The 20,986-nt window shown below is 68.5% G+C and carries 18 protein-coding genes; 10 read left to right on the plus strand and 8 right to left on the minus strand.

Annotated features, from left to right (window positions below; translation table 11 throughout):
• Positions 1-8: 8 nt before the first annotated feature.
• Positions 9-479: a MarR family winged helix-turn-helix transcriptional regulator gene (locus tag CFB43_RS25290; RefSeq protein ID WP_089497046.1), complete on the minus strand. Its 471-nt coding sequence runs from the start codon at positions 477-479 to the stop codon at positions 9-11.
• Positions 480-647: 168 nt separating this feature from the next.
• On the opposite strand from CFB43_RS25290, the gene CFB43_RS25295 reads away from it, so the two are divergent.
• A complete protein-coding gene (locus tag CFB43_RS25295; protein WP_089497047.1) occupies positions 648-1,139 on the plus strand; it encodes a 2,4'-dihydroxyacetophenone dioxygenase family protein in 492 nt (163 codons plus the stop codon).
• A 105-nt stretch (positions 1,140-1,244) separates the two neighbouring features.
• Here the strand turns inward: CFB43_RS25295 and CFB43_RS25300 are convergent, their stop codons facing one another.
• Both CFB43_RS25300 and CFB43_RS25305 read right to left on the minus strand, forming a co-directional pair.
• On the minus strand, positions 1,245-2,393 hold the full coding sequence (locus tag CFB43_RS25300; protein ID WP_089497048.1) for an epoxide hydrolase family protein: 1,149 nt from the start codon (positions 2,391-2,393) through the stop codon (positions 1,245-1,247).
• Positions 2,394-2,469: 76 nt separating this feature from the next.
• Positions 2,470-3,429 carry a GlxA family transcriptional regulator gene (locus CFB43_RS25305; RefSeq protein WP_089497049.1) on the minus strand — a complete coding sequence of 320 codons (960 nt, stop codon included), beginning with the start codon at positions 3,427-3,429 and terminating at the stop codon, positions 2,470-2,472.
• Positions 3,430-3,565: 136 nt separating this feature from the next.
• On the opposite strand from CFB43_RS25305, the gene CFB43_RS25310 reads away from it, so the two are divergent.
• The 3 genes from CFB43_RS25310 to CFB43_RS25320 all read left to right on the plus strand — a co-directional run bounded on the left by CFB43_RS25310 (position 3,566) and on the right by CFB43_RS25320 (position 6,924).
• Positions 3,566-4,366, plus strand: a complete 801-nt coding sequence (locus CFB43_RS25310) for an SDR family NAD(P)-dependent oxidoreductase (protein ID WP_089497050.1) — start codon at positions 3,566-3,568, stop codon at positions 4,364-4,366.
• 326 nt (positions 4,367-4,692) lie between these two features.
• A complete protein-coding gene (locus CFB43_RS25315; RefSeq protein ID WP_256990119.1) occupies positions 4,693-6,513 on the plus strand; it encodes a sensor domain-containing diguanylate cyclase in 1,821 nt (606 codons plus the stop codon).
• Positions 6,514-6,627: 114 nt separating this feature from the next.
• The gene (locus CFB43_RS25320; protein ID WP_089497051.1) at positions 6,628-6,924 is read left to right on the plus strand and encodes a hypothetical protein; all 297 of its coding nucleotides are present in this window, start codon (positions 6,628-6,630) and stop codon (positions 6,922-6,924) included.
• 34 nt (positions 6,925-6,958) lie between these two features.
• Here the strand turns inward: CFB43_RS25320 and CFB43_RS25325 are convergent, their stop codons facing one another.
• The 3 genes from CFB43_RS25325 to CFB43_RS25335 form a co-directional block, all read right to left on the minus strand.
• Complete coding sequence (locus CFB43_RS25325; protein ID WP_089497052.1) at positions 6,959-7,561, minus strand: MFS transporter; 603 nt, start codon at positions 7,559-7,561, stop codon at positions 6,959-6,961.
• A gap of 87 nt (positions 7,562-7,648) precedes the next feature.
• Positions 7,649-8,998: an MFS transporter gene (locus tag CFB43_RS25330; protein WP_089497053.1), complete on the minus strand. Its 1,350-nt coding sequence runs from the start codon at positions 8,996-8,998 to the stop codon at positions 7,649-7,651.
• A 179-nt stretch (positions 8,999-9,177) separates the two neighbouring features.
• Positions 9,178-10,137: an MBL fold metallo-hydrolase gene (locus tag CFB43_RS25335; protein ID WP_089427583.1), complete on the minus strand. Its 960-nt coding sequence runs from the start codon at positions 10,135-10,137 to the stop codon at positions 9,178-9,180.
• 177 nt (positions 10,138-10,314) lie between these two features.
• Between CFB43_RS25335 and CFB43_RS25340 the strand changes: the two genes are divergently transcribed.
• Positions 10,315-11,964, plus strand: a complete 1,650-nt coding sequence (locus CFB43_RS25340; RefSeq protein WP_089497054.1) for an IclR family transcriptional regulator — start codon at positions 10,315-10,317, stop codon at positions 11,962-11,964.
• 850 nt (positions 11,965-12,814) lie between these two features.
• On the opposite strand, the gene CFB43_RS25350 is transcribed toward CFB43_RS25340, so the two are convergent.
• Positions 12,815-13,297 (minus strand): Lrp/AsnC family transcriptional regulator, encoded by a 483-nt coding sequence (locus CFB43_RS25350; protein ID WP_021159229.1) that lies wholly within the window; start codon positions 13,295-13,297, stop codon positions 12,815-12,817.
• Between the two features lie 285 nt (positions 13,298-13,582).
• Between CFB43_RS25350 and CFB43_RS25355 the strand changes: the two genes are divergently transcribed.
• From CFB43_RS25355 to CFB43_RS25370, 4 genes are all read left to right on the plus strand, one after another.
• Positions 13,583-14,221, plus strand: a complete 639-nt coding sequence (locus CFB43_RS25355; protein ID WP_089497056.1) for a LysE family translocator — start codon at positions 13,583-13,585, stop codon at positions 14,219-14,221.
• Positions 14,222-14,346: 125 nt separating this feature from the next.
• A complete protein-coding gene (gene kch, locus CFB43_RS25360; protein WP_089498137.1) occupies positions 14,347-15,522 on the plus strand; it encodes a voltage-gated potassium channel protein in 1,176 nt (391 codons plus the stop codon).
• Positions 15,523-15,575: 53 nt separating this feature from the next.
• Positions 15,576-16,007, plus strand: coding sequence for a YqaA family protein (locus tag CFB43_RS25365; protein WP_089497057.1), 432 nt, complete (start codon positions 15,576-15,578; stop codon positions 16,005-16,007).
• Between the two features lie 159 nt (positions 16,008-16,166).
• Entirely contained in the window at positions 16,167-18,149 is a 1,983-nt protein-coding gene (locus CFB43_RS25370; RefSeq protein ID WP_089497058.1) for a methyl-accepting chemotaxis protein, read from the plus strand.
• Between the two features lie 36 nt (positions 18,150-18,185).
• Here CFB43_RS25370 and CFB43_RS25375 read toward each other — a convergent pair whose 3' ends face one another.
• The gene (locus CFB43_RS25375; RefSeq protein ID WP_089497059.1) at positions 18,186-19,847 is read right to left on the minus strand and encodes an acyl-CoA synthetase; all 1,662 of its coding nucleotides are present in this window, start codon (positions 19,845-19,847) and stop codon (positions 18,186-18,188) included.
• Between the two features lie 168 nt (positions 19,848-20,015).
• On the opposite strand from CFB43_RS25375, the gene CFB43_RS25380 reads away from it, so the two are divergent.
• Positions 20,016-20,771, plus strand: coding sequence for a Crp/Fnr family transcriptional regulator (locus CFB43_RS25380; protein ID WP_179254899.1), 756 nt, complete (start codon positions 20,016-20,018; stop codon positions 20,769-20,771).
• Positions 20,772-20,986: the final 215 nt, after the last annotated feature.

Here is a 20,986-nt window from a genome sequence, read left to right on the forward strand (position 1 = left end):
TTACGGGTTTACGGACGCGCCGGCTCCTGGAATTCGGCGAGCCGCTGCAGCAGCTTCACGGCCGCCGCGAGCTCGGCCTGCTCCGCCGCCGACAGTTGCGCGTGCAACGCACGGAACAGCCAGTCGTCCTTGGCCGCGCGGTTCGCTTGCAGCACCTTGCGGAAAGCGGGCGTGAGCGCGATCAGCGTCTGCCGGCCGTCGGTGGGATCGGGCTCGCCGCTGACGGCGCCGAGCGTCTCGAGCGTCGCGACCGTCACGCGCATCGACTGCGGTCGCACGCTTTCGGCACGTGCGAGCGCCGACACGGTCGCGGGGCCGTCGCGGTCGAGCCGCAACAGCACCGACTTCTGCGATGACGTGAGGTCGTTCGGGTGGATTTGCTCCCGCATCCGCCGCATCAGCTTGCCGACCGAGATGCGAAGTTCGCCGGCAAGGCCGGCCAGCGGGAGCGCTTCGGAGGGAGGCAATGGCGTGTTCATGAATTCAAGATATCAGATATACAGGAAAACTGTACAGTTTAGCTGCATATTTCAAGCTGTAAGGATCGCGTCGTCGCGTGCGCTCGATTCGATGCGACATGTCCCGTTCGGCTGCGTGAGCCGGCTCTGCGATAATGCGGGCTCCCCATTTCCGCTCTGCCGCCCGCCATGACGCAGCCGTCCGCCCCGCTCTCCACCGACCTGCCGCCGATCTCGTGCCTGCCCGGCGACGCGCTGCCGTGGCTGCCGATGAGCGCCGACCTGCCGGGGCTGGCGATCAAGTACCTGCACATCAATGCGGCCGAGGACACACTCACCGCGCTGCTGAAGATGCCGGCCGGCGGCACGCTGCCGCGCCACCGTCATGAAGGCGAGGTGTTCGTCCATACGTTGCAGGGGGCGTGGCGCTACCGCGAATACGACTGGGTGGCGCACCCCGGCTCGACGGTGCTCGAGCCGGCCGGCTCGGTGCACACACCGGAAACGCTCGGCGCGCCGGGTGAGGACGTGATCACGCTCAACGTGATGCGCGGCGATCTCGTGCTGCTCGACGACGACGGCCGCGAGACCGCGCGCGAGAACTGCCGTGTCGCGCTGCTGCGCCAGCGCAAGCATGCGCGTACGGCGCCGGACGACGCCGCGCCGTTCGTCACGCGCTAAGGCAGGCGCTAAGGCAGGCGCCGCCGTCGCGTCACGATCCGCGTGGCGCTCGCGTTCCTTGTCGACCGGATGGTCGCCGGTGCGCTTCGCCGGCCACCCCGATCGTCACCGAAAGCGCCGGAAAAATGTCCGAATGTCGTCGGCCAGCCGATCCGGCTCTTCCATCGCCGCGAAATGGCCGCCGCTCGGCATGTCGGTCCACTGCACGACGTCGAACCCGCGTTCGAGCCAGCTGCGCGGCGGACGGCCGATTTCCTTCGGAAAGCGCGCGAACGCGACGGGCACCGTCACGCGTTGCCCGGCCGCGAAGCGCATGGGCTGCAGCCGGTTTTCCCAATACATCTGCATGGATGAGCCGATGCAGCCGGTGAACCAGTAGAGCGAGATGCCGGTCAGCAGATCGTCGTGCGAAAACCGCCGTGCGACGTCGCCGTCGCAATCGCTCCACGCGCGGAATTTCTCGGCGATCCAGGCGGCCAGTCCGGCCGGCGAATCGTTGAGCGCGACGGCCAGCGTCTGCGGCTTCGTCATGTGCACATGCGCGTATCCGCCTTCCAGCGCGGCCCACTCGCCGCGCTGCGTCACGAAGGCCCGTTCGTCGTCGGTCAGCGGCACGGCCGCGTCGGCCGGAGGTTCGTAGCTGCCGGGCAGGTAGTTCAGATGGATACCGTCCACCCGGTCGGCATGCCGCGCGCCGAGCGCGATCGACACGCCTGCGCCGAGATCGCCGCCTTGTGCGCCGAAGCGTCGATAGCCGAGGCCGGACATCAACGCCGCCCAGCAGTCGGCGACCTGCCATGCCGACATGCCGGGTGCCGTTGGCGCGGGCGAGAACAGGAAGCCGGGCAGCGACGGGACGACGACATCGAACGCGTCGTCAGGATCGCCGCCGAATGCCGCCGGATCGCACAGGCGCTCGATCAGTGCGGCAAATTCGAACACGGAGCCCGGCCAGCCGTGCGTGATGACGAGCGGATAAGGTTTCGATCCCGCCCCACGCCGATGGATGAAGTGCACGCGCTGCCCGCCTGCGTCCGCGACGAACTGCGGCAACCGGTTCAGCGCACGCTCCACCGCGCGCCAGTCGAAGCGCTCGGCCCAGTAGTCGGTCAGCTCGCGCAGCCACGCGCCGTCCACACCCTGCTGCCACGGCTCGGCGGGCGTGAGCAACGGCGGGCGGCGGGCGCGCAGGCGCCGACGCAGGTCATCCAGCGCGTGATCGGGTATCGCAATCTCGAACGGCTCGGCGTGCATGGTGTCTCCTCGCGAAACGTGCCGGAGATTCTGCGCGATTTTTCCGACCTTCGCTGGCGTCCCGCGCCCGCGGGCATCAGCCCGCTTCCCGCTCGTCCGCACGCGCGTCGCGCCGCATCGCCTGCGGCGGGACGCCGAACCCGCGCACGAACGCCTCGCGCATGTGCCGGCGGTCGCGAAAGCCGTTTTCCTTCGCGATCACGTCGAGCGAGTGGCGGCTTTGCTCGATCATCAGTCGCGCCCCCTCCAGCCGCAGCCGCTCGATCGCCTTCGCCGGCGACTGCCCCGTTTCGAGCGTGAACACGCGGCTGAACTGGCGCGGGCTCAGGTGGACGGCTTCGGCGAGATCCTCGACGGTCAGCGCGCGGCCGAGATTCTGCCGCGCGTAGTTCAGCGCGTTCTGGATCCGGTCGGATTTCGGTGCGAGTTCCAGCATTTCGGAATGCTGCGACTGGCCGCCGGCGCGCCGCTGGTGCATCACCAGCTTGTGCGCGACCGACCGGGCGGCATCGGCGCCGAGATCCTTTTCCACCATCGCGAGTGCGAGGTCGAGGCCGGCCGTCATCCCGGCCGACGTCCAGATCGGACCGTCGACGATGTAGATCCGGTCGTCCTCGACGCGGATCTCCGGATAGCACCGCTGCATGTCGCGGCCGAACGCCCAGTGCGTCGTCGCGCGGCGCTGCGCGAGCAGCCCGGCTTCGGCCAGCACGAACGCGCCCGTGCAGATGCCGGCGATCCGCCGCGCGCGTGCCTGGGTGCGGCGCAGGAACGTCACGACACCGGCCGGCGCCGGCGAAGCGAGCGGATCGTTGACGCCCGCGACGATCCACGTATCGACGGCGATCCGCCCGCGCAGCGCGTGCGTGGCGACCGGCAGCCCAAGCGACGAGCGCACGTCGCCGCCGTCGACCGAATAGTTGGCCATCCCGTAGAACGGCTCGCTCATGCCCATGTTCGCGTACTCGAACACCGATTGCGCGGCGAGCGCCATGATCTGGAAGCCGTCGCTGATCAGAAAGCCGATGCGGTGCATGTGAGTTCTCCCGTCCCGGGCGAAGGGGTCGACCAGATGTCCTGAATCATACCCATCTACGTCATTTGTGTCGCAGCGATTCGGGACCAGAATGGCTTCACGCCATCCGGCCATTTCCCTCGAAACGGAGCACATCATGACGCAAGCACATCGCGGTACCGCCCTCATTACCGGCGCCTCGTCGGGCATCGGCGCCGTCTACGCGGATCGCCTCGCGCGCCGCGGCTACGACCTGATCCTGGTCGCGCGCAACCGCGACCGCCTGGCCGCCCTCGCCGACCGCATCACGAACGACACGCAGCGCAGCGTCGAGATCATCGACGCCGACCTCAACGACCGCGCCGCGCTCGCCGCCGTCGAAGCGAAGCTGAAGCAGGATGCGAGCATCACGCTGCTCGTGAACAACGCGGGCATCGGCACGCACACGCCGCTGCTCGACAGCGACGTCGATGCGATGACGCGGATGATCGACCTCAACGTGACCGCGCTCACGCGCCTCACCTATGCGGCGGTGCCCGGCTTCGTCGCCCGCGGCAACGGCGCGGTGATCAACATTTCGTCGATCGTCGCGATCTCGCCGGAAACGCTGAACGGCGTGTACGGCGGCAGCAAGGCGTTCGTGCTCGCGTTCAGCCAGTCGCTGCATCACGAACTCGCCGACAAGGGCGTGCAGGTGCAGGCCGTGCTGCCCGGCGCGACCGCCACCGATTTCTGGCAAACGGGCGGCCTGCCGCTCGAGCACCTGCCGAAGGAAATCGTGATGTCGGCGACCGACATGGTCGACGCGGCGCTGGTCGGCTTCGATCGCGGCGAACTCGTGACGATCCCGTCGCTGCACGCGGGTGACGAATGGGCCGCGTACGAGGCCGCGCGCCGCACGATGGCGCCGCACCTGTCGGCCGACACGCCCGCGCCGCGCTATTCGACGGCAGGCTGACCACGCGGCATCCCGCAGGTCGAAAGCAACAGGCACGTCGAACCCGGGAGGTGCCGCGGAACACGGTGATACGTGGCGAGTCGCCCGCAATCATCCGCGGTTCCGCGGCACGTTTCCGGGCCGATGCGGATCGATGAATTCGTCTGCGGGAAGACGTGTCGGATTGCTTCCCGGTCGGCGTAAATGTCGCGCGCGGACCGACGATTCCGGTTCGCTTGCCACGCATTCCGCGCAACAGTAAGCTCTGCGATTGCAGCCCCCAAGCGACCTCGTTCGACCGGCATTCGTCCGATCACGAGGGCAATCGTCCGTTGCGGAATTCGATCATGCAGGCCCGTATGTTCATCACCGAGACCGGCGACGCGCCGGCCTCCGCACGCGGGTCGGCCGACCGTCTGCCCGCGCTCCCACCCCTGCCGGAACTGGACACCATCTGCCGTGTCGCGCGTGCGCATGTCGGTGCGGCCGGCGCGTTCATCGCGCGCACCGACGCCGGTGCGCCACGCGTGCTGGCCGCCGACGGAGCATTGCCCGATCGGCTTCCCGACCCGCTGCCCGCCGATGCCTTGCTGCCCGAAGCCGAGCCGACGCCGGCCGCCGATTCGCGCTTCGTCCCGCGTAGCACGCACGCCAACGGGCAACGCAACGACGGCCCGCGTCGCGCGCTGCGGGTCGTCGCGGCCTGCGAACTCACCGCGCCCGATGGCACGACATTCGGCATGCTGTGCGTCGTGGACGACAAGCCCCCGGTGCTCGACGCGACGCAACGCGCGACGCTGCGCGACCTCGCCGCACTGGCTGCAAGCACGCTTGCCCGCGCGATCGAAACGGTTACCTTGCGCGAACGCCTCGGCACCGTCGAGGAACACAGCGCGCTGACCACGCTCGCGCTCACCGAAAGCGGCACCGGTGTGTGGGATCGCAACGTGGAAACCGGCGAGATCCATTACTCGCCGGCCTGGAAGGCGCTGCTCGGCTACGCGCCGCACGAGCTCAGCACCCGGATCGAGGATGCGTACGAACGGCTGCATCCGGACGACGTCGCCGACGTGAAGGCCGCGATGCTCGCGCACTTCGAGCAGCGCACCGACCATTACGCGGTCGAGCACCGCATCCGCTGCAAGGACGGCTCATACAAATGGATCTGCAGCCGCGGCAAGGTGATCGACCGCGACAGCCGCGGCCGCGCGCTCCGGATGGTCGGGACGACCACGGACATCACCGCGCTGCGCGAGCTCGCCGCGCGATTGCGCGACTCGGCCGCGCTCGTCACCGATCTCACCGACCAGGTTCCCGGGCTCGTGTTCCAGCTGCGGCAGGCGCCCGACGGGCGCCGCTTCTTTTCCTACGCGAGCGCGGGTGTCGCCGACATCTACGAGCTGACGCCCGAGCAGCTCGCCGGCAGCGCGGAGACGGTCGAGACGCGCATCCATCCGGCCGACCTGGTCGCCTACCGGCTGTCGCTGCACGACTCGGCGGTGCGACTGACGCCGTGGCGCCTCGAATATCGCGTGCTGCTGCCGGGCCAGGGCCTGCGCTGGCGCGAAGGCGATGCGCGGCCGCAGCGCACGGCCGACGGCGGCACCGTGTGGCACGGCTTCATCACCGACGCGACCGACCGCAAGCACATCGAGGCCGAACTGCACCGGATGGCGACCACCGACCACCTGACGCAGCTGTCGAACCGCCATGCGTTCATGCGGCAAAGCGAGGCCGCGCTGCGCGCCGTGCGTACGACCGGCCAGGCCGCCGCGGTGCTGATGCTCGATCTCGATCACTTCAAGGCGCTGAACGACCGCTGGGGCCACCCGGTCGGCGACCGCGCGCTCCGGCATTTCGCGCGGCTGCTGCTCGCGGAAACCGGGCCGGACGGCATCGTCGGACGCGTCGGCGGGGAGGAATTCGCGATCGTGCTGCCGGGTGCGGATCTCGACCGCGCGCTGGCCTTCGCGCAGCGCGTGCAGCAACGCGCGATGCAGGCGCGGCTCATGCACGATGACCAGCAGGTCACGCTGACCGTCAGCATCGGCATCGACGCGATGCGGGCGTCGGACTTCGGCGCCTACCAGCCGCTGTCGCGCGCCGACAAAGCGCTCTATCTCGCGAAGGAGCGCGGCCGCAACCGGATCGAGGTGTATCGGGCGTAGCGTTCGGGCGCGCGACGTCCGCCCCCGCCTGGCGTCCCGCCGCCTCCATTGAGCGACATATTCGGGACCGATCGTGTAGGCTAGCGCTCCGGGCCCTACTGACCACGATTTGCCATGGACAATTCCAAACTGACCGCGCGTCTCGCGACAGGTCTTCTCGCCGTCGCGCTCATCGAGCTGCTGGCGCTGCTGTTCGGCTATGGGTTCGCCAGTTCGATGGACGATCCGTACATGGGCCTTCGCGTGTTCATCACCGCGCTCTTCTGGGCGGCAGGCCTGTCGGTCATCGGCGTCATGGCGGCAATCGCGTGCCTGTCGATCGACCAGCAGGCGCGCGGCGGCACGATCAACTGGGCGCTGGCGCTGCACGGCCTGATCGTCCTGCCCGGGCTGTTTATGTCCTTCCACTGAACCACACCGCCGAACCGCACCGCCGCCGCCCGCGTCACGCCGATTCCGCACGCGGCGCCGCCCGCACACCCGGCAGCATCGCGACCGCGCACGCGGCCAGCAGCGCCGCGATCATCAGCATCGCCAGGTCCATGCTGCCGGTTCTCGTGCGGATCAGCCCGACGAGCCACGGCGTGATCATGCCGCTCGACACGCCGATGCTGCTGATCAGCGCGATCCCGCCCGCCGCGCCCGCGCCGGAGAAATACACGGACGGCACGGCCCAGAACACCGGATGCGCGGCGAAGATCAGCATCGCCGCGACCGACACCGCGCGCCACAGGAACATGATCCGCGCAAACGTGCGGCGCGCGCCGAAGCGGCGCAGCAGCGCGTTGCTCGGCACCTCGAACAAGACATAGCCGACGAAGAACAGCACCGCGCCGAGGCTGTACATCGCATCAGTAAGGCCGAGATCCTGCCGCATCTGCAACTGCGCGAAGCCGATGTTGCTGCGATCGAGGATCGACACGATGTAGCAGATGAACAGGAACGGCACGATTCGCGCGCCGATGCGGCGGTACAGTGCGTCGTCGTCCGTTGAAGCGATACCGGACGCGACGGCACGCGCGGCGTCCGCTTGAAGAGGGGCTGACATCGATCGTCTCCTCGCTGGATTCGGGTGCGGGGCTCACACGTCGTGCCGGTCGCCGCCGCCCGCGAGCGGCGACCGGCCGTGGCTCGCTCAGTCGCGCGGCGCGGCTTCGCCCTTCACGCCGAGCATCAGCGCGATGCCGCTCGCCACCAGCAGCGCGGCCAGCAGATACACGGCGAGATCCATGCTGCCGGTGCGCGTGCGGATCATCCCGATCACCCACGGGCTGACGATCCCGCTCGTGATCCCGATGCTGCTGATCAGCGCGATCCCGGCCGCGGCCGCGTTGCCCGACAGGTAGCGGGTCGGCACCGCCCAGAAGATCGGCAGTGCGGCGAAGATCAGCGTCGCCGCGACCGACAGGCACGCGAGCATCGCCGCGAAGCTGTGCAGGTGCAGCGTCAGCGCCGCGAGCGCGAGCCCGCCGCCGATCGTGCAGCACGCGAAGTGCTTGCGCCGCTCGCCGGTACGATCCGAACGGCGCGCGATCAGGATCAGCCCCACCGCGCCGACCGCGTTCGGCACGACCGTGTACAGGCTCACGGCCACGACGTCGGTCACGCCGAAGTCGCGGATCATCAACGGCATCCAGAAGTTGAGCGTCAGCGACGCGCAGGTCAGCGAGAAATAGATGAACGCGAACAGGTACACGCGCCGGTTCGCGAGTGCCGCCATGAGGCTGCGCCCGTCGTGCGCGTTGCCGTGGCCGCGGCCATCGGCGCACAGCGCGGCGACCCGCGCCTTCTCATCGGGCGTAAGCCACGTGGCGTCCTGCGGCCGGTCGACCAGCAACGTGAACGCGGCGAACGCGAGCAGGATCGCCGGCGCACCTTCGATCGCGAACATCCATTGCCAGCCGTGCAGCCCGAGCACGCCGCTCATGTCGCGCATGATCCAGCCCGACATCAGGCCGCCGAGCACGCCGGCCACCGCGACGCCCGCGAAGAACACCGAGATCGCGGCCGCCCGCCGGTTCGCGGGGAACCAGTAGGTCAGGTACAGCACGATGCCGGGAAAGAAGCCCGCTTCGAACACGCCGAGCAGGAAGCGCAGCACGTAGAAATGCGACGGCTGCGACACGAACATCATCCCGGTCGACGCGATGCCCCACAGCAGCATGATCCGCGTGAAGGTGCGGCGCGCGCCGAAACGCGCGAGCAGCAGGTTGCTCGGCACTTCACAGAACACGTAGCCGACGTAGAACACCGCGGCGCCGAGGCCGTACATCGCGTCGCTGAAGCCGAGATCGTGCTTCATCTGCAACTGCGCGAAGCCGATGTTGATGCGGTCGAGGAACGAGATGACGTAGCAGAGGAACAGGAACGGCACGATCCGCCACGCGATCTTGCGGAACAGCAGCGCGTCGTCCGTGGCGGCGGATGCGGAAGCCGAAGCGCTCGCGTGCGCGAGCGTCGCTTCGGCGGGAAGCGATTGGGGCATGTCTCTCTCCAAACAGGTTGCGCGATTCGAGCGCGCAGCCGTCTCCCAGGGCGTACGTGCGCCCTGCTTTCTTGTGAGATCGGATACGGCGGACGGAAAGCCGGCGGGAAACCGTGGCCCGTCGCCGCGTCAGAAAAAAGGCGGAGCGCCCTGCCGGACACCCCGCCTGTGCAAGCCGCTCAGTCCTGCAGCGCGGCCCACATTTCCTTGTCGCGCTGCGCGGTCCAGATGCGCGGATGCGTGATGCCGCTCGCTTCGTCGAAGGCACGCGACACGTCGAACGGCAGACAGTGCTCGTAGATGAACACGTGGCCGAACTTCGGATCCATCGCTTCACGCGTGAGCGCCATCGACGCCTTCAGGTCGAGCTTCTGCTCGACGGCCTTGCGGCCCTGCGCGAGCAGCGTCGTGACGAAATCCTTCGTGTAGTCGAGGCCCTTGTTCACGTCGGCCGGGTTCAGCAGCGCGGGGCCGCGGCCCGGCACGAGCTTCTCGGCGCCGAGCGCGCGCAGCGCCTCGAGCGTGGCCGGCCATTGTTCGAGCTGCGCGTCGCCGCAGTAGCACGCAGCGTCGTATTCGACGAGGTCGCCCGAGAACAGCACTTTCTGCGACGGGATCCAGACGATCGTGTCGCCCTTCGTGTGGCCCGAGCCGACGTGCATGATCTTCACTTCGAGCTTGCCGAGGAACAGCGTGATCTCGCGCTCGAACACGAGCGTCGGCCAGGTCAGGCCGGGCACCGTCTCGACACCCGCGAACAGGCGCGGGAAACGCTCGATCTCCGACTTCATGTCGGCCTCGCCGCGCTCGACGATCATCTCGTACGTGCCGCGGCTCGCGATCACGTGCTGCGCGCCTTCGTCGAAATACGCGGACGCGCCGAGCACGCGCACCGCGTGGTAATGCGACAGCACCACGTGCTTGATCGGCTTGTCGGTCACGCTGCGGATCTTCGCGATCAGGTCCTGCGCCATCGCGGGCGTCGCGGTCGTGTCGACGATCAGCACGCTGTCGTCGCCGATGATCACGCCCGAGTTCGGGTCGCCTTCGGCGGTGTACGCGTACGCGTTCTCGGACAGCTTCGTCCAGGTGACTTTCTTCTCTTCCAGATCGGCTTGGGAGGCGAATGCTTTGGCCATGTTGCGTTCCGTGGCTGCGAGCCATGTGTTGAGGGGAGTGAGCGGATCTTCGTCCTGCGACGAATATTTGTCAATGGCAAAGTCACTTGCTATTGTTTAATACGGGTAAACCTGCGGGCTGGCGCGATAAATGGCGTCGGATACCATGCGGGGTTTCGTCAACGGAAGAATCATCGCGTGCAGAACCACGAAGTCAGCGCAGACGACGCGCCGCCCAAGGCGCAGCGCGGGATCCAGAGTGTCGAGGTCGGCGGCCGGCTGCTCGACGCGCTCGCGCGCCGGCGCAAGCCGCTCGGCCTGTCCGAGCTGGCCGCGGCGGCCGATCTGTCGACCGCGCAGGCGCACACCTATCTCGTCAGCCTGACGCGGCTCGCGCTCGTGAAACGCGATGCGCTCACCGGCAACTACGAGCCGGGCCCGTTGTCGCTGCGGCTCGGGCTGATGTCGATCGAGCGCCAGCCGGCCTATCGCGCGGCGCTGCCGCACGCGGCGCGGCTCGCGGAAGCGGTCGGCCTGAGCGTCGCGCTGTCGGTGCCGGGCGTGCCCGGGCCGACGATCGTGCGCATCGAGCACGGCGGCTATCCGCTGCACGTGAACCTGCATGTGGGCTCGGTGATGTCGCTCGACACGACGGCCACCGGCCGCGTGTTCCGCGCGTTCGGCGAGCCCGCGCAACTCGACGCGATGGCGGCCAGCCAGGCCGGCGCGGGCGCCACGCTCGCGGGCGCCGAGCAGCCCGCGCCGGACGCCGGCGTGCCGCAGGCGGAACTCGACGCGATCCGCGCACGCGGTATCGAGCGCGGCGTCGACCTGCCGAGCCCCGGCGTCAGCGCGATGTGCGTGCCGGTGTTCGACGCACAAGGCACGCTGCAACTCGCGTTGACGGTGATCGGTTCGACCGGCTCGATCGACGTCGACTGGGACGGCCCGATCGCGGCGGCGTTACGCGACGCGGCTCTTCAGGCAACCGCATCGCTCGGCGCGGCGCACGATGCGCTTCCGCAGGCTTCCACCTCGGCGCCGACAGCCCCGCGCGTGCCGCCCGCACTGGCCGACGATATGAAGACGCAGCGCGGAATCAATGCGCTCGACAGCACCGGCGAGCTGCTGCTCGCGCTGGTGTCGGCGGGCCGCGCGCTGCCGCTGCGCGATCTCGCGGCGGCCACCGGCATGCCGGCCGCGAAGGCCTTTCCGCATCTCGTCAGCCTGCAGAAGATCGGCCTGCTGAGCCGCGACGACGCTGGCTGCTTCGGCGGCGGCCCGCTCGGGCAGGCGCTCGGCCTGATCGCGATGCAGCGCGTGTCGCCGACACGCGACGCGGAAGCCGAGATCGTCGCGCTGGCCAGCGCGACCGACATGAGCGTGGCGGCCGCGACGCTGGGGCCGCTCGGCCCGACCGTGATCCGCCTCGAAGAGTCGGCGCGGCCGCAGCACGTGAGCCTGCAGGTCGGCACGGTGATGTCGCTCGTCAATACGGCGATCGGCCGGATCTTCGCGGCCGGCATGTCCGACGACGTACTGGCCGACCTGCTCGCCAACGAGCCCGTGCGCCTCGCGGGCCGCGCCGCCGCGCCGGCCGACGCGGCCTTCCGCGCACGGCTCGCGACGATCCGCGCGGACGAACTCGATTTCGCGTTCGACGCGCCGGTGCCGGGCATCGGGACGGTCGCCGCGCCCGTGTTCGATCACACCGGCAGCATCCGGCTCGTGATCGCGATCATCGGTTCGTCGCGCGGCTTCCCGCGCGGGCCGGACAGCGATCTCGCGCAGGCGTTGCTCGCCGCGACGCGACGGCTGTCGTGGCGGTTCGGGTGGATCGGCGGATAGCCGTCCCCTTTTTCCTCTTCTTCTCCCCTCTGCCAGACCGCGCCGCGAGGCGCAACCTCGTCACGCCTGCGCGCGGGGCCTTTCCGGGGCGGGATGGCCGTATCAAGTGACATCGATATGAAGCCGTGCGCGACCGTCATTCATGTTGCATCGCGGCAACACAAACTGTCAGGAATTCTCATATAACGAAATCGCATTTCACAAAGCGGAGGTGTTTCGCTATGATTAGGGTTATCCCTAACTCGCCACCTATACGGGGCTTCGTCATGCAAACGTCTAACCTTTCCGACCGTTCCACCGAATCCGCTGGCTGGCTCGCACGTATGGGCGAGCTGATCGCAGAAGCTTGGGCACTCCACCTCGATAACTGCGAAATCATCGCTGAAGCACACGCACGCCTGCCGCACTGAGCGCGGAATGGCCGGCCGCCAGCCGGTTGGCCCACGAAACCCTGCCTGATCCGCTTGCCCGGACGCGCGCCATGAGGTCGCGGCGTCGAGCAACGGGTTGCAAGGCAAGTCGTCGGAAACAGGCCGGGTAGTGCCGTTGGATGCGCGCGCTGTTTCAGGCGCGCGTTGAAGTCGCTCTGCAGTTGCTTTAAAGCCGATGCCGGCGCCGATCAACCTCGGCGCGGTTTTGTCTGCCGGTTGCCCGGGCAGGCAACAGTTATCTCGCCAGCGCGTAAGTCCGACGGATCACCACGGACAGAAGATTCATCCGCGTTGCAGACCCCGGCGCCGAACCGCGCCTCTGCCTGGCCCCTCTCCCGATTGCCGGCTTGCTCCGCGCACATGCGCGGCCCCAATGCGCCGTCGTTTCAACGACGGCCGCACCCGCTTCCCCGCCCCCATCACACCTGAATCGACGGCACGTCCTTCATGCAGCGCAGCGCGAACATCGAGCGGCTGTGACGAATGCTCGAAATCTTGTACAGCTTTTCGCGCAGGAACCGCTCGTAACCGGCCGTGCCGTCCACCGCGACCTTGATCCAGTAGTCGTACTCGCCCGACACGAGATAGGCCTCGAGCACCTCGGGCAGCGCCGCGAGTTCCTCGCCGAAGCGCGCGAGCGCGTCGTCCTCGTGGCGATCGAGCGTGACTTCGAGAATCACGATGTCCGCATAGCCCAGCTTGCGCTGATTGACGAGCGCGACGTAACCGTCGATGTAGCCGTCCACCTCCAGTTGCCGCGTGCGGTTCCAGCATGCGGTGGTCGACATGCCGATCTGTTCGGCCAGTTCGGCGTTCGACAGACGCGCATTTTTCTGCAGGGCACCGAGGATCTTGCGGTCCTGGCTGTCGAGCGTTTTCGGCGAGCGTTCACGTGTGGCCATGGCAAAAGGAATCTTCTCCTGAAAACCGGGATTCTATCTGAACGATATTCCGGATTTGTGTCGGTTTGTGTGGAAAAGCGGAAGCCTTTTAATCCGGCCCCTTGATATATTTTCACCCATGCCTGCTGTCCGGCACGTTCCCCGCGACAACCCCTTCGCACCGGGACGCACAGCCGCAATCACGAGTTGCGGTGCCGGCCGCCAGGCATGCGATTCCCCGCCGTCCGCGCGCCTATCCGGCCGCGCGGCCTCGGCGCCCGTGTTCCTGTTCCTGCCCTACCCGTCATGTCGTTCAGGCTTTACCTCTCGTTTCTCGCGGCTTCCGCCGTTCTCGTCTACGCTCCCGGCCCCGTCAACCTCCTCACCATGAACCAGGCACTACGCGCCGGCTGGCGCCGCGCGCTGCCGTGCGTCTGGGGCGGCACGCTCGCCGTGCTGCTGCAACTCGCGCTGACCGCGCTGTGCCTGAATTCGCTCGTGCATCTCGACGAGCGCGCGCTGACCGTGCTGCGCTGGGCCGGCGCGGCCTACCTCGTCTGGCTCGGCTGCAAGCAATGGCTCAGCCGCACGCCGGCCGGCGCACCCGCCGCCGCGGCCGGGTCGGCCACGCCGGACACCGACTCGCACCGCGCGCTGTTCTGGCGCGGCGTGGCAACCTCGGGCCTGAATCCGAAGACGCTGCTGTTCTTCCCGTCGTTCTTCCCGCAGTTCATCAGCCCCGGCGCCGACTGGAGCCTGAACCAGCAGTTCCTGCTGCTCGCGGCGACGTTCGCGGTGCTGTTCGCGGGCGGCGTCGCGTCGATGGCGCTGTTCTCGCACCGGCTGAGCCGCGCGCTGCAGCGGCCCGCAAGGATGCGCGCGATGAACCGCGTCACGGGCGGGCTGCTCGTCGGGATGGGCGCGATCATGGTCGGCTGGAACTGAAAGCGGCCGCGGGCGGCCGGCGTCGTCGCGGCCGCCGCCAACGTGCCTCTAAAAAGCAGCCGAGCGCCGAATGCTTTAGGGTAGCGGCTGTTTCGATGGACATGCCCGGCCAGCCGGGCGACTGGATGAAGCTTCTCACTTCCCGCCTGCGGCGCCTGTTCGCGCCGATCGGCCTGCACTGGTATCTCGCTCTCCTCCTCGCGCTCGACGCGCTCATGGTGCTGCGCCCCGTCGTCGAGCATGCCCGGCTCGGCGTGCATCACGCGTGGCTCGCCGACGCGCTGAACCTCGTCGACAACGCCGGGCTCGTCGTGTTGCCGCAAGTGGTCGTCGCGGCCGGCCTCGCGACGATGGCCATCGGCATCGTGCTGCGCGCCCGCGTCGCGTGGGTGCTGTCGATCCTGCTGCTGGTCGCGGCCGCCGCGATCAGCGTGCTCGGCGGCTATCGCAGCCACGCGGTGTTCGTCTATACGGCCGTGCTGGTCGTCGCGCTGCTGTATTACTGGCGGCACTTCGACCGCGCGAGCGTCGCCGCGAGCAGCCTGTTCGCGTTGCTGAGCATCGTGTCGCTGCTGATCTACGCGACCTTCGGCGTGCTGTATCTCGGCGACGAATTCACGCCGCCCGTCCACGATCTCGCCACGGCCGTCTATTTCTCGATCGTGTCGATGTCGACGGTGGGCTACGGCGACATCGTTCCGCACGCGCCGACCGCCCGCCTGTTCACCGCGTCGGTGATCGTGCTCGGCATCACGGTGTTCGCGACGTCGATCAGCGCGGTCGTCGGGCCCGTGATCGGCGGCAATCTGAAACGGATCGTCAAGGGAGGCATTTCGAACGTGATCCGCAAGCATCATTACCTGATCGTCGGCGCGACACCCGTCGCGCATGCGGTGCACGACGGGCTGCGCAAGCGCGGCTACGCGGTGACCGTCGTCGTGCCGGCCGGCGTCGAGCACAACTATCCGGCCGCGACCGACCTGATCGTCGGCGATGCGACCGACCACGCGGTGCTGGAACGCGCCGGCGCGGCGACCGCGCGCGCGGTGCTCGCGCTGCGCTCCGACGATGCCGAGAACGCCTTCATCATCCTCGCGATCCGCGAGATCGCACCGACGGTGCGCACGGTCGCGCTCGTGAACCAGCAGCGCAACCTCGAACGGCTGCGCCTGCTGAAGCCCGACATGGTGTTCTCGCCTCAGCAACTGGCGGGCGAACTGCTGGCCAGCACGCTCAACGACGAACCCGTCGACAAGTCGCTGATCTCGCACCTGCTGTTCGGCACGGCCGACGCCGCATGACCGCATGACCGTGTGCCCCGGATTGGCCGGTGCGTGCCCGGTACAATCGCGCGATGTCCGAATTGTTCACTTACGGCGGCCTGTTCGCCGTGTCGATGGTCGCCGCGACCCTGTTCCCGCTCCAGTCCGAAGCCGTGCTCGCCGGCCTGCTGCTCGCCGGGCGCGAACCCGTGTGGGCGCTGGTGCTCGTCGCGAGCATCGGCAACGTCGCCGGCTCGGTAATCAACTGGGCGCTCGGGCGCGGCATCGAGCACTTCCGCGAACGCCGCTGGTTTCCCGTCAAGCCCGCCGCGCTCGCGCGCGCCGAGCGCTGGTATGCGCGCTACGGCCGCTGGTCGCTGCTGCTGAGCTGGGCGCCCGTGATCGGCGATCCGCTGACGATGATCGCCGGCGTGCTGCGCGAGCCGCTGCCGTCGTTCCTCGCGATCGTGACCGTCGCGAAGGTCGCGCGGTATCTCGCGATCGCGTGGCTCGTGACGCACTGACACCCCGCTTCCCGTCGTCCACCCGCGCGATGGCCGCACTTGCCGGCGCCGCCATCGACGACGCGCTGCTAAAGATTTCGCCGAAGTTGCCGTATTAACCGGTCGACTAGCGGTGACGCGTGCGTTCCGCCCCCTCTCCCTCCCCACTCAGGATGTTCCATGAGATTGACCCAATTGGGCCGGGTGAGCGTCGGCGCGCGTCTTGCGGCGCTGGCGTGCGCGCTCGTTGCCGTGCTGTTTACCGTGTTCGCGTGGACGCTCGCCCATTTCGCCGGCCAGCAGCTGGCTGAAGAAGCACACATGCGGATCGTCGACAAGGAACAGTCGATCCGCGCGATGGTCGACCTGTTCGACAAGGCGCTGTCGGCCGAAGCCAACCGCTCGATGTCGCTGTTCGCGAGCTTCCTGCCGCCCGATTTCTCGCTCGACCCGGCGCGCACCGTCGACATCGGCGGCGTCGCCGCGCCGACCTTGCTCGCGGGCGGCCAGCCGCTCGACCTCGACTATTCGATTCCCGACCAGTTCCTGAAGAAAAGCGGCGCGATCGCGACGATCTTCGCGCGCGACGGCGACGATTTCGTGCGCATCACGACGTCGCTGAAGAAGCAGGACGGCGCGCGTGCCGTCGGCACGAAACTCGACCGTGCCGGCCCCGCGTACGCACCGCTCGTCGCCGGACGCAGCTACACGGGCCTCGCGAAGCTGTTCGGCCGGCCGTACATCACGCAGTACAAGCCGGTGACCGATGCGACCGGCCGCGTGATCGGTGCGCTGTTCGTCGGCCTCGACATCGGCGCCGAACTCAAGCTCGTCGAGGACGGCATCCGCTCGCTGAAGATCGGCGACAACGGCTACTACTTCGTGATCGATGCGTCGCAGGGCCCGTCGCGCGGCACCTTCGTCGTGCACCCGGATGCCGACGGCCAACGTGCCGACGACACGCGCGCGCCGTACGCGCAGATGCTCGCGGCCGGCCAGGGGCGGCTCGCGTACACGTCGACCGACCCGGCCGCGCACGACGGCGGCCCGACCGCGAAATTCGTGTCGTTCACGACGATTCCGCAGTGGCAATGGCTCGTCGGCGGCATCGCGCTCGACGACGAACTGCTCGCCACCATGCGCGCCACCCGCAACCGCTTCCTGATGATCGGCGCCGTGCTCGTCGCGGCGTTCGCGACGCTGTTCGTCATCGTCGTACGCCGCGTCGTGAGCCGGCCGCTCGATGCGGCGGCACGGGCCTCCGAACGCTATGCGGCGGGCGATCTCAGCGTGCGCATCCGCGATGGCGCGGCCACGCGCGGCCAGGCGGGCGACGACGAGATCGGCCGGCTCGTGCAGGCGGTCGACGGGATCGGCGACGGCCTCGCGCGGATCGTCGCGCAGGTGCGCAACAGCTCCGCCGACATCGCGCGCGGCACGGTCGACATTGCCGCCGGCAGCAGCGACATCGCCGCGCGGATCGCGACGCAGGCGAGCAGCGTCGAACAGACGGCCGCCAGCATGGAACAGATCACCGCCGCCGTGCAGCAGAGTGCCGAGCACGCGGCGCAAGCCAATGCGCTGGTCGCGGATGCGTCGGCCGCCGCGACGAACGGCGACGCCGCGGTGCAGCGCGTGGTCGCGACGATGGACGACATCGGCCGCGCGACGCGCCGGATCGCCGAGATCACGGGCGCGATCGAAGGCATCGCGTTCCAGACCAACATCCTGGCGCTGAACGCGGCCGTCGAGGCCGCGCGCGCGGGCGAACACGGCAAGGGCTTCGCGGTGGTCGCGGCCGAGGTGCGTGCGCTCGCGCAGCGCAGCGCGGCCGCGGTCAAGGAGATCGACGCGCTGAGCGCCGAATCGTCGACGACCGTCGAACAGGGCTACCGGATCGCGGAGGCCGCACGCGGCACGATGCGCGACATCGTCGCGCGCGTCGACCAGGTCCGCACGCTGATCGGCGAGATCAGCGCCGCGTCGCGCGAACAGTCGACCGGTATCGAGCAGGTGAACCTGGCCGTCACGCAGATCGGCGACGCGACGCAGCAGAACGCGATGCTGATCTCGGATGCCGAACGCGCGGCCGTCGCGCTGCGCGACCAGGCCGCGCACCTGTCGGACGCGGTCAGCGTGTTCCGGCTCGAACGGAAGGCGTGATGGAGAACGGCTGGCCGGCGACGGCCGGCCCATCGCCTACTTCTTGTTCTTGTCGTCACCTGCCAGATCGATCGCCTTGTCCGATCCCACCGCGTTGCGCAGCTGGAACTTCTGGATCTTGCCGGTCGATGTTTTCGGCAGTTCGCCGAACCGCACGGCCTTCGGCACCTTGAAGCCCGCCAGCAGCGCCTTGCAATGCGCGACGATCTCCGCCTCGGTCACGCTCGCGCCTTCGCGCAGCTCGACGAACGCGCACGGCACCTCGCCCCACTTCGGGTCGGGCATCGCGACGACGGCCGCGACCGCCACCGCGGGGTGCCGGTACAGCGCATCCTCGACCTCGATGCTCGAGATGTTCTCGCCGCCCGAGATGATGATGTCCTTCTTGCGATCCTTGATCCGGATATAGCCGTCCGGCATCAGCACCGCGAGATCGCCGGTATGGAACCAGCCGCCGTGGAACGCGTCGTCGGTCGCCTTCGGGTTCTTCAGGTAGCCCTTCATGCAGATGTTGCCGCGGAACATGATCTCGCCGAGCGTCTCGCCGTCGGCCGGCACCGGCGCCATCGTGTCGGGATCGAGCACCGTCGCGCCCGCCTCCAGGTGATAGCGCACGCCCTGGCGCGCGTTGAGCCGCGCGCGCTCGTCGTCGCTCAGTGCCTCCCAGTGCGACTGCTTCGCGCAGACGGTCGCCGGGCCGTAGACCTCGGTCAGCCCGTACACGTGCAGCAGATCGAAGCCGATCTCCTTCATCTTCGCGATCACGGCCGGCGCGGGCGCCGCGCCCGCGACCATCGCGTGCACCGTGTGATCGATGCCTTCACGGAATTCGGCCGGAGCGTTCGCGATCGCGCTCTGCACGATCGGCGCGCCGCAATAGTGCGTGATGCGTTCGCGGCGGATCAGGTCGAACACCGTCTTCGCATCGAACTTGCGCAGGCAGACGTTCACGCCCGCGCGCGCCGCGACGGCCCACGGGAAGCACCAGCCGTTGCAGTGGAACATCGGCAGCGTCCACAGGTAGACGGCGTGCTTCGGCATGTCCCATTCGAGGAGGTTGCTGACCGCCGCGAGATACGCGCCGCGATGGTGATAGACCACGCCCTTCGGGTCGCCGGTCGTGCCGGACGTGTAGTTCAGCGCGATCGCCTCCCATTCGTCGGCGGGCGGCGTCCACGCATAGTCGGCATCGCCGCTCGCGACGAACGCCTCGTAGTCGGTCGCGCCCGCGAAACGCGCGGGGTCGGCCGGCATCGCGTCGGCCACGCTGACGATTCTCAGGCCCGGCACCTCGAGCGCCGCGCGATGCGCGAACTCCGCATACTCGGTGTCGACGATCAGCACCTTCGCCTCGCCATGACGCAGCATGAACAGCACCGACGACACGTCGAGCCGCGTGTTGATCGTGTTCAGCACCGCGCCGGCCATCGGCACGCCGAAGTGCGCCTCGACCATCGCCGGAATGTTCGGCAGCATCGCCGCGACCGTGTCGCCACGTTCGACGCCGAGCCGCGCGAGCGCGCTCGCCAGTTGCTTCGCGCGCGTGTAGGTCTCGCCCCAGGTGCGCCGCACGTCGCCGTGCACGATCGCGAGGCGCTCGCCGTAGACTTCGGCCGTCCTGACCAGGAAGTCGATCGGGGTGAGCGGCACGTAATTGGCGTCGCGGCGGCCGAGTCCGGCCTCGAACATCTGCGTCATGATCCTGTCTCCCGTGTCCTGTCGACCGGGGCCCATCCACCCCGGATCGTTTTGATGTGGTTCAATTGCCGACAGCCTAACGGGCGCTATTGTGAGCCGTCTGTCATCGAAACGACAGAGTGCCTTTCACGCGCTGCGCGTTATCCCTATCCTCGCAAACCCGCACCCATGCACGACCCTCTCGTTGCCCCGCCCGACGCGCCCGCTCATCCCGCCGACGCGCTGCCCGAACCGGGCCCGCTGCCGGCGCTGGCCACGCTGTTCGGCCAGTGCGCGTGGTTCCGCACGCTCGCGCCCGAGCACCAGGCGCTCGTGCTCGCGCAGTCGCGCGTCGAGCACTGCGAGGCCGGCGACGTGATCGCGCATCGGCTCGCGCCATCCGAATACTGGATCGGCGTGCACCGCGGGCTGCTGAAGCTCGCGATCTTCAATGCGTCGGGGCGCGGCTGCACGTTCTCCGGCGTGCCGTCGGGCGGCTGGTTCGGCGAAGGCAGCGTGATCAAGCGCGAGCTGCGCAAGTACGAGGTCGTCGCGATCCAGCGCTCGACCGTGCTGTTCGTGCCGGTCGACACGTTCCATGCGCTGCTCGACACGAGCCTGCCGTTCACGCGCTTCGTGATCCACCAGTTGAACAACCGGATGGGCGAGTTCATCGCGTCGATCCAGAACAGCCGGCTGCTGGATGTCGATGCGCGCGTCGCGCAGGCGCTCGCGCAACTCTTCAACCCCGACCTGTACCCGGACACCGGCCCGTCGCTGTCGATCTCGCAGGAGGAACTGGGGATGCTCGTCGGCGTATCGCGACAGCGCATCAACCAGGCGCTGCAGCAGCTCGAGAAGCTCGGCGCGCTGCGGCTCGCGTACAACCAGATCGACGTCGTCGATCTCGGTGCGCTCGCGCGTGTCGGGATGGAGCAGATCTGAGCGCGCGCCGATGAACGGAATCGCCATCGAAGCAGCACGCCCATCCGGTATCGCAGCCGTTTTCCGGCCATCGCGCCGCGCGGCGTTTCCTCTGCTGAATCGGCAATCGGCCGCCCCGCCCCCACCTGACAATTCCGCCAGTTTCGCGACAGTAACCCGTTCCACGCCGACGCCTATCATTCGGGTGCCCTTTACCCACGCCTGATCACCGCCCG

The organism is Burkholderia sp. AU15512, assembly GCF_002223325.1.
In the GTDB taxonomy this organism is placed as follows: domain Bacteria; phylum Pseudomonadota; class Gammaproteobacteria; order Burkholderiales; family Burkholderiaceae; genus Burkholderia.